This is a genomic window from Methanoculleus methanifontis (assembly GCF_030464365.1).
Classification (GTDB): domain Archaea; phylum Halobacteriota; class Methanomicrobia; order Methanomicrobiales; family Methanoculleaceae; genus Methanoculleus; species Methanoculleus methanifontis.
In genome coordinates, this window is sequence record NZ_VCYI01000023.1 from 19,687 (window position 1) to 28,363 (window position 8,677).

8 protein-coding genes are annotated in these 8,677 nt (G+C 57.6%); 3 read left to right on the plus strand and 5 right to left on the minus strand.

What is annotated here, in order from left to right:
• Positions 1-24 precede the first annotated feature (24 nt).
• Positions 25-618 (plus strand): endonuclease dU, encoded by a 594-nt coding sequence (locus FGW20_RS12930; protein WP_301678496.1) that lies wholly within the window; start codon positions 25-27, stop codon positions 616-618.
• On the opposite strand, the gene FGW20_RS12935 is transcribed toward FGW20_RS12930, so the two are convergent.
• The 3 genes from FGW20_RS12935 to FGW20_RS12945 all read right to left on the minus strand — a co-directional run bounded on the left by FGW20_RS12935 (position 577) and on the right by FGW20_RS12945 (position 2,596).
• A complete protein-coding gene (locus FGW20_RS12935; RefSeq protein ID WP_301678497.1) occupies positions 577-1,038 on the minus strand; it encodes a universal stress protein in 462 nt (153 codons plus the stop codon). The genes FGW20_RS12930 and FGW20_RS12935 overlap by 42 nt on opposite strands.
• 54 nt (positions 1,039-1,092) lie before the next feature.
• Positions 1,093-1,554 (minus strand): type IV pilin, encoded by a 462-nt coding sequence (locus FGW20_RS12940; RefSeq protein ID WP_496197207.1) that lies wholly within the window; start codon positions 1,552-1,554, stop codon positions 1,093-1,095.
• A 118-nt stretch (positions 1,555-1,672) separates the two neighbouring features.
• On the minus strand, positions 1,673-2,596 hold the full coding sequence (locus FGW20_RS12945) for a transglutaminase domain-containing protein (RefSeq protein WP_301678499.1): 924 nt from the start codon (positions 2,594-2,596) through the stop codon (positions 1,673-1,675).
• Positions 2,597-2,984: 388 nt separating this feature from the next.
• Here FGW20_RS12945 and FGW20_RS12950 point away from each other — a divergent pair, with 388 nt between their 5' ends.
• Positions 2,985-3,287, plus strand: coding sequence for a radical SAM protein (locus tag FGW20_RS12950; RefSeq protein WP_301678500.1), 303 nt, complete (start codon positions 2,985-2,987; stop codon positions 3,285-3,287).
• Positions 3,288-3,951: 664 nt separating this feature from the next.
• On the opposite strand, the gene FGW20_RS12955 is transcribed toward FGW20_RS12950, so the two are convergent.
• Positions 3,952-4,158 (minus strand): hypothetical protein, encoded by a 207-nt coding sequence (locus FGW20_RS12955; RefSeq protein WP_301678501.1) that lies wholly within the window; start codon positions 4,156-4,158, stop codon positions 3,952-3,954.
• 754 nt (positions 4,159-4,912) lie between these two features.
• Positions 4,913-7,963 (minus strand): hypothetical protein, encoded by a 3,051-nt coding sequence (locus FGW20_RS12960; RefSeq protein WP_301678502.1) that lies wholly within the window; start codon positions 7,961-7,963, stop codon positions 4,913-4,915.
• Between the two features lie 107 nt (positions 7,964-8,070).
• On the opposite strand from FGW20_RS12960, the gene FGW20_RS12965 reads away from it, so the two are divergent.
• Positions 8,071-8,244 carry a hypothetical protein gene (locus FGW20_RS12965; protein ID WP_301678503.1) on the plus strand — a complete coding sequence of 58 codons (174 nt, stop codon included), beginning with the start codon at positions 8,071-8,073 and terminating at the stop codon, positions 8,242-8,244.
• The last annotated feature ends 433 nt before the right edge of the window (positions 8,245-8,677 follow it).

Here is an 8,677-nt window from a genome sequence, read left to right on the forward strand (position 1 = left end):
GATTGAGCAACATAAGGACTTCGCATGCACGTAGCCAAACCGGGGCTCCGTGCTCTCGGTATCGCCGAGAGTTACTCGGGGCGGGAGCAGTCCACCCTTGCCGGCGTCGTCATGCGAAAGGACCTCCGGATCGACGGAACGGCCTTCGCCCGGGTGACCGTCGGCGGATCGGATGCCACCGATGCGGTCGTCCGGCTCTTCGCCCGTCTTGCACGCCGGGACATCAATTTCCTGATGATCGGTGGGAGCGTCATCGCCTGGTACAACATCATGGACCCGGCGGCGGTGCATGCCGCGACCGGTCTTCCCGTCATCGTCGCCACCTACGAAGTGTCTGAGGGGCTCGATGAGGATATCCGGCGCCATTTCCCGGGCGACGATGCCCGGCTCGCGGCATACCGGAGGCTCGGCGACCGAATCCCCGTCCGGCTGCATTCGGGGTATACGCTTTTTGTCCGCTCATACGGTATCTCCCCGGAGGACGCCGCACGGCTCTGCAACGACTTCACGTACGAAGGAAGGGTGCCTGAACCCATCCGGGTGGCACGACTCGTCGCCCGCGGCGTCGTCCGGTCGTCAGGATGCGTCGGGTTCGCCCCTGACGACCATGACCGTTGACGTTGCGTGGTCGACGACGTAGGTGCTGGTGCTGCCGAGAAAGAAGCGGCCGAGCCGACCCTTGCCGTGCGACCCGATTACGGTCAGGTCGGCGCCGAGCTCCTGTGCCAGCGCGATGATCTCCGCTCCCGGGTGTCCCCAGCGTTTGTGAACGGTGAGCGAGACGCCGGCGGTGGTTGCCTTCTCTTCAGCGCCGGCGAGGATCTCGTCGGCTTCCCGGTCGAGCGCATCGAGAAGCGCCTGCTGGGCGATAGCGGGGGGTTCGAGTTCGTTGAGGGTCAGCGAGGGATATGTGGCGGTCTGGACGACATGTACGGCATGCACGGAGATCCCCATGGCGCGGGCGACGCTCAGGGCCTCTTCGAGCGCCCGGTGACCGATCTCCGAGCCGTCGACCGCCACGAGAATTGACTTGAACATAACAGTCTTTAGAAGCGTTCCGGTACAAAAACATGGTCTTTGACACAGTGTCTCTCATGCCCTCACCGTGTGCTTCGAGATCACCCTCTCGGTGCGTTTGTCCACCACCTCCAGAGTGACCTCTACACCCGGGTAAAAGGTTCCATCGGTGAGATCCGCCGTCATCTCCTCGCCCGGGTTCCAGAAGCGGTCGCGGCACCCCTCGCCGCTGAGGGTCTTTACCCCGTAGTGGTGCGACGGAATGAGGAGATGGCCGTTTAGGGTCTGGATAATGCAGGCCCTATAGCCGTTTACGTAGATGACCGCACTCAGGTCATCGTTCTCGTATGTCGTGCTCCCGTTGTTGAGGAGCGTGATCCTGCTCGCATACGTCAGTGCTCCGGCACCTGCGTTGACGTGGGAAACTTCGGTGACGATGATCGGTGGTTGCGCCGGTTCAATCCACGAACTGGCGGAAAACATCCCGAGCACCATCAGCAGGACAAGAGCGGCGAGAATGATGGTGATCGCAACCATCAGAAGCACGGCGTGCGTGTTCGAAATAGCGGCCTCGCCCCTGGCGGCCCGCCTCACTGTGGTTGCCGGTGAGGTGGGGGGGTGTTGCGGCCTCCGTGTTGCACCGGACGTATGGGTTTTAGTCACCGTACTGCATCCCGTATGTCTGTGCTAAATTCCGGTAACGCCCGTAGGTGTATGCGTCCTGTTCGGGCCCCGTTCTCCGCACCTTTTCCTGTATCTTGTTCCACTCGACGGCATCGGCATGCTCGCGCCAGATGCCGTCGAAGGAATCTCCTTCTGCTATGACGAAAACCTTCGGATACGACGTCAGTCTCACTCCAGAATCCCCATACTCGCCTCCAGCATCGGTCGGAATAGACGGCATCGTGGTCTCGATGAACGCGTACCCCGTGTCCCGGTAGCAGTACTGCTCGGGAGCCTTGATGCCCACGGCCATGTGTGACTCCTCCTCGAACATGAAGACCGCGGTGCCGTACCCCAGGTCGCGGAGGAGATAGGCGAGCAGGAGCGACTTCTCGTCGCAGTCCCCGTCCTGGTGGTAGAGCACGTGATATGGGTATTTGGCCGCCGTATCGAACGGGTAATCCTTGTAGGGGATCTGCTGCACCATGCTGATCGCGGCCCGCACCTGGTTGTCGGGTTCAGACTCAGCAGCGCGGATGTTCTCGGCCAGCTGTTTCAGGTATCGATCCTGGACGCTTTCATCGACAAACTGGAGCCAGTAGTCGCGGTCATCGCGGAATGAGGCAGGATACTTCGTGGACAGATAGTCGTTGACGCCCCGGTAGGCATCGAACCGGATCGAACCCGGTTTTCCGCGGAGGACATACGGGTAATTGATGGTCTTCGGCCCTTTCTCCAGGGTCTCGCTGGAGATCTCCGGTGAACTGGTGCTCGACGCTTCAAGTGTTCCGGTGACCACCGTTCCTACCGACGAAGCGAGCTGTCCGCCCCAGGTGCAGGCTACGGCGATGACGATAAGAATGACGATCGCAGTCCCGATAGGGAATTTGCGCGGGTGGTATGGATCACCGGACATACGATGATAGATTTATCACTTAGTAGATAAACATTTTCAAAATTGCTCGATGCGGAGAAGTGCTGGCCGGAGATAGTGAACAATGATATCAGTGTTTATGAGTTTTGTGCCGCGTGGATTATAGTAACTATAAAAACGCCGCAAGCGCCGGGGAGACCGGATTTCGGAGATTAGCGGCCCGTTTGTTACCTTCCCGGCCGAGATCATCTCCCTGATAGGCATTGCTGCGGGCCGTTCGTCGCCCCTCACGGAGAACGATTGGCCGAAGGGCAGGAATTGAAGCACCGAAGGTGCGCCCCGGGATGCGGTCCTGAGATCCGTCTCGACAGTGGTCTTCCACAAGCATTGGAAGGACAAACTTTCTTCTTCTTCACACCCAGGGGGAATCATGGCCGAAGCAGAGCGAACACAACTACCCGGATACGTGCGCCTATCCCGAAGCGGTGAACTGGAGGGGCGGGCACGGCGAGCGCACGAGGTGCTCCGCGACTGCGTCGCCTGTCCCCAGGAGTGCCGCGTGAACCGTATCGAGGAAGAGGAAGGGTTCTGCCGGACCGGCCTCCTGCCCAGGGTATCGAGTTACAGCCCGCATTTCGGTGAAGAGCCCCCACTCGTCGGGAGAAACGGTTCGGGAACGATATTCTTTGCGGGGTGCAACATGCGATGCGAGTTTTGCCAGAACTTTCTATAAGGAGTATACAAAGTTCTGACCGATCCCTACCGGTCACTAGTAAGTAAGAGGGTAACTTATTAATAACTGATAATGAAGGGATATTAAAAGGTACTTATCTGCACTTGTTACGGAAATAAAGAAACGTGATACTGACGACGCCGTCTCCATTTTTATTATAAAAATAGAAATATATTAAAAATGCGGACTGCGACCGCGGGGACCATCTCAGGAATTACTGATTTTTCAGGAAGTGCTGATTTTCAGGAGGGCACGGATCACCCTCGCGCATGTGGGACCGCTCCCCCTCAAAAATGCACCCTCATATCTTGTCTAAAATCGATTATCTCATATGCTCCGATATGGTTCATCCTGTGAGATTTTACCTGGGCTTAAAACGCTTCTATGTGCCTCTCCCACGTTAAAGAGGTTTTACATATCAGACAGGATATAAAAGAGGGGGGCGGGGCCGGGAACACCCGCACCCGGTATTCCGTGGTGTTGTTCAATCGAGGTATATGTGGGATCCGGCGCGGGGGGCGGACGTGCGGCAACACTTTTTTCCCGGCGTAAGTCCCGTTGTGCTCGGCGCTCTCCTGCGATCCCTCGATCGTAGTTCCTGCCGTAGTTACGGCGGCCTGAGGGAGTGCGCTGTGCTCTTGTCGCGGCCATGTTTGCACCTCACTTATCCGAACATCAGCGCCGTATCAGGGAGCTCTTCAACCGGGCGGGGCGTCGGGCTGCTGTCACCCTCACACATAGAGAGCGGTGCGCCTTCCTCGCCTTCATCCTCGTCCTCGTTCCAGAACTCCCATAGCCGGCGAGCGGCATGGTAGAGTGCCGTTGTCATACTCGGACCTAATGATTTGCCGTCCCGTTCTGCAAGAGACATTAGCAAGGCTATCACCTGCATATCAAACAGTTCGGGATCCTCGGCCCAGATGCTAGTTTGCTTGCCTGGCTCGTTCTGGTTTTGCGGTTCCAATACACTCACATCCCTTACTATAGGGCTGTATGGAGATACTAGTATTCAAATATAGTGCTCGACCGGTGCGGCATATTGGGGTATTGGACTATATAGAGGTATATAGAACTGATACCTTTTTTATGCACCCCTACGCCGCACCCTACCCCCCCTCCCCCTCTATCGATCAAAGGGGCATGTCGTCGCTCGGGCGGCGTGTGCCGCGGGTCGTGGTAAAGAATAGCCCACAATCACCCTTATAGTGATAAATCGATACCGGAATTGTCTATTACGAGGTAACATTTTTGGTACATTAGGATAATTAGAGTGTATGGAGTCAACACCACGAGAGGCGAGAAGGGAGATCCGCGATCATCTTCCTGAGTTGGTCTATCAATACCTTCGGTACATCAAGAGAAAACGGGCGTGGGTTACTAGTACCGAGATCCTAAAGCATTTCAACTTAGGTCGAAGAGAGAGCCTTGTCGTTCAAGAGTTACTAGAGATAAAGGAGCGCGGGCCTAAAGAACTCTTGAAACCGGAAAACTTGATCCGTACTCCGATATTCGTTCTTCAGGTCCGGGAACGGTGGAACTCCTACACAAGAACAAATTTCAGTGAGTTTTTGGTGGAACGTAACCTGTACTATCGCCCGGACTAAAAATATTTTTGCGGGTCCGTTTCACCAGAAGAGTGTTTTCTTCCGCCGTTTTGCGGAGAACATATCTTCAAGTAATCCGGCTTCTTGTTTACTTGCTACAGGTATCCGGCGCTGATCGGCAACGAATATTCTTTGCGGGCGCGAGGTTGCGATCCTGGCTGTCTCCTTTTTGAACCACGCGGGTTCCTTCACGCCTAGCAATTCCCACGGTGAGGCGATCGGGGCGACCACTTCCCGCCGGCGGTACTTGTCGTAGTACCATGGACGGCGGCCCTGCCTGGTGGTCGAGGTTCCAAAGAATCCCGGGGGCGGGGACGGTGGAGGTGTCGGGGGAACACCTGGCGGGTAACTCGGAGGTCTGCTTGGGGGATGGCTCGGCGGCCTGCTGCGAGGGATACCTGGGGGGTAGCTCGGGGGCCGGGATGCGGGGTAGGTTGGCGGCCTGCTGCGAGGGATACCCGGGGGGTAGCTCGGGGGCCGGGATGCGGGGTAGGTTGGCGGCCTGCTGCGAGGGATACCCGGGGGGTAGCTCGGAGGTCTTGATCTCGAGTAGACCGGCGGTCTGCTGCGAGGTTGAACCCGGGGGTAACTCGGGGGCCGGGATGCGGGGTAGGTTGGCGGGCGTGAAGGTGGGCGGCTGGAAAAGTATTCCGGCACGGCGGGACCGCTCCGCACAGTTAAGGATGGTGAGCCGGGAGAGAGAGCGACGGCTGGCGGTTGCCGGGGTTGGGGCGCTCGGGAGAATACTGTGAGTGAGGGGGTGCTGTCAGTGGCGGGAGCTGCCTCCATTGCTTCCACTACCAGAGGATCTTTCCGTAGTACGTCAAGGCCCCGTTCGATCTTGCGGATCTTGCGGGTGGCGATGATGCGCTCGATGAACCTCATCTGCGGCACCCGCTGTTTCGTCGACTCGACGAGCCATTCGGCGTCCGCGATCAGGGTCGGGATGTCCTTCATCCGGTGCTTGGGAGGGCCGAACTTCCACCGGAAGAGGCTTTCTGGTTCTCCCATAACTGACGTGGCTTTCCTGAGTGTCTGGGTGTAGAGGTACTCCTGCGTGAGTCTACCACCCCTGAGAACTTCCTTCGGCATGAACTCGAAGGGGAGGTTTGGAGCTACCTGCTCTTCCTGGTAGACGATCCTGGTTTTTGATTGACCACTAATAGGATAGCCTTCGGGGAACGTATGGGTATCGATGGCGTGAGGAGTCTTTCCGCCTTTGACACTGCGCCGAATGACATTGCCCTCGATGGAGTATTCGGGGCCGAGTCGTGAAGTCATTTCGAGGTTGAACGCTTCGGGGTTAGATACGAAAACGTCGAGGTCTTTCGGGGTGGCGGGGATCCGTTTTGCGGGCATCTGCCCGATCTGGGTGGCGCTCCCAAAGATGGTGTGCGGCTGTTTGGTGAGCACTTCTTCTACGGCGGGGGCTGCTTTTCCGATGTTTAAGATCTGAGAGAGGTCGGGATCTGCCTCGATCGTGGACCGGAGCTCGGGAACGTTCCGGCCTATGTCGCTGATAGCTCCTATGGCGGGGCGATGTTGAGAGGGTGTGCGGACCCGGATCCCAAACTCCGTGATACGGGAGGTGATCGGGGCCGTGACGCGGCCCGTAACTTTTGCGCCGCCGTGGAAGACGAGTGCTCCCGCCGCGAGTTCTCCGCCAAACTGTAGGGGGTGCTGGGTTGCGTGAGTTGCGAGGTCCGTTGCGTATTTTGCCGTTCCGGGGGCGAGGGCTGCGAAAAACTCTTGAGGGTGCCGGGCGGCGTACTCGGCGGCGGGAACGGCTAATCCCATGCTCTGTATTCCTAGAAGGGCGCGCCATCCTCCGGTACCGATCTCTGCCATCCCGCCGGCAACGGTTTTAGGGATCCCGTTGTCGGGGAATATTTGATCTATTACTCGGTGAGTGGCGGCGCGGTTCTCCTCTATCCATCCGCTGCCGACGGCCTGGATCTTCTCTGTGCCGCCGACTACTGGTGCGGTGACGAGCCCTGTTTTGACGGCAGCATCATAGAGTGGGGTGCTGCTTGGCGGTGCAGGGTAGTCAGATGTTTTAAGGGACATCTCAGCTCTGCCGATCCTGAATCCAGTCTGATCCGTGAGGGAGTCTTTTAAGGATACTACGCCCCTCTGCCGTGCGGCGAAGTCTGAGACTTCTTTAAAATACTCCTGGTGCCGGGGGTCCGGGAGGATGTTGAAATTCTGTTGTAGTGAGGTCTGCGCAGCCGCCGCCCGTGCCTTCTGTTCTGCGATCAGCTCCTGGGGATCGCGGCCATACTTAGCGGTTGCTCCAGTGTATCCTTCCCTGGCGACGGTTTGAGCGATGATCTGCGCTTCGGCAAGGGCCTGCCCGATCTCGTTCGCGCGTTTGATCGCCTTCTCTTCTCTGGCGGCCTGGGAGTTTGCGATGTCGGGGTACTGGACGTTGAAGAGCTCCTGCTGAATGTAGGGCTGTTTCCACTCGTCGTAGCCCTGCGTGGTCTCGCCGGCCTTGAACGCCTTGAGGTAGTCCGAGTAAGTCACGTCAGTACGTCGGGCGGCTTCGGCGTAATCCTCGGAATACTTTTTGTACTCCTCGAATGCCGCGCGGCGCTCCGCTGCCTGTTGCGCCATCGCCTGGAGCGACATGTGGTATGCCCTGGTCGCCCGGGCCTGAGCGATCGAGTGCTCTTCCTCGACCGCCCGACGGGCCTCGCCGCTCATGAACTCGACGGAACGCCGCTCCTCCTCGGCAGCCACGTTCTCGGCGAGAGATTCGCCCCTCGGGGCGCTGCCGTCCCGGGGTCGCATGCCCGTGATCCGTTCGGCGAGCATCGGGGTTTTGGGGGCGTCGATTGCCCCTTTGACGTCCGCGCCCCATCCCATCAACCGATCCTTTTCGGCCCGCTGCCGCCGGGCGGCCGCTTCGACCTGGAGTTTGCGGATCTGTTCCTGCCGGCGCTGCTGCTGCAGTTGCTGCTGCTGGCGCTGCTGCATGACGGTGTAACTCTGCTGCGCCCGCTGCTGCTGTTGCCGGGCCTGGATCGTGATCTCGGAGTCGGCGCCGATGGGTTCGATGGGGGCGGCCATACTATTAGAAGGCAATAGGTTGTTATGTTTTTTATAAACCATACCGGAATACGGCGTTTTCCTCGCTTATTTCCGGGTTCGCCGGGGGTGGGCCTGGTGGGAGTCCGATGATGAAAGACGTGATCTCGAAGAAGGCGAAGGAGAACCAGTTAAGGACGACAGAGAATCGTGTTTGTCAGATTTCTGACAAACAAGCAGTGGACACCAAGAAAGAGCTCGCCAAGATTGCCGGGGGTCACCCGTCGAGGCTGGGCGATCAGGGGGATCCCTGGTTGATGTAGGGTGGTCCGGGTAGTCCGGGCAAAAAATTATTTCTTTTTTATTCTGTCAACCCCTTTGACAAACCACGTAATGATATTTTTTTTGCCCGGACTACCCGGACCGAATCAACAAACCATCGTTAACTCCACGAAAAGTAAATCACATCTATAATTTCATTGATCGGGCTCTGGAAAAAAGTAAAGTTGTGTTAACTTATGGATGTCTGCTCTTCACCCTCAATCTTGTATGGGCTCTCGTCTTTGAAGGCATATCCTTTGAAGTAGTAATCCCGTTTCCCCTTCCCGCTCGGCCGGTAACTAACAAACGAGGTCATCCCAATACTCTCGCAATCATGACGCTGCATGCCAGGTGAATCAGTCCCATGAATGAGGTCTCATAGCGTTCATATCTGGGAGTAATCTTCTTAAATGCTTCAATCCAGCTGAAGAACCG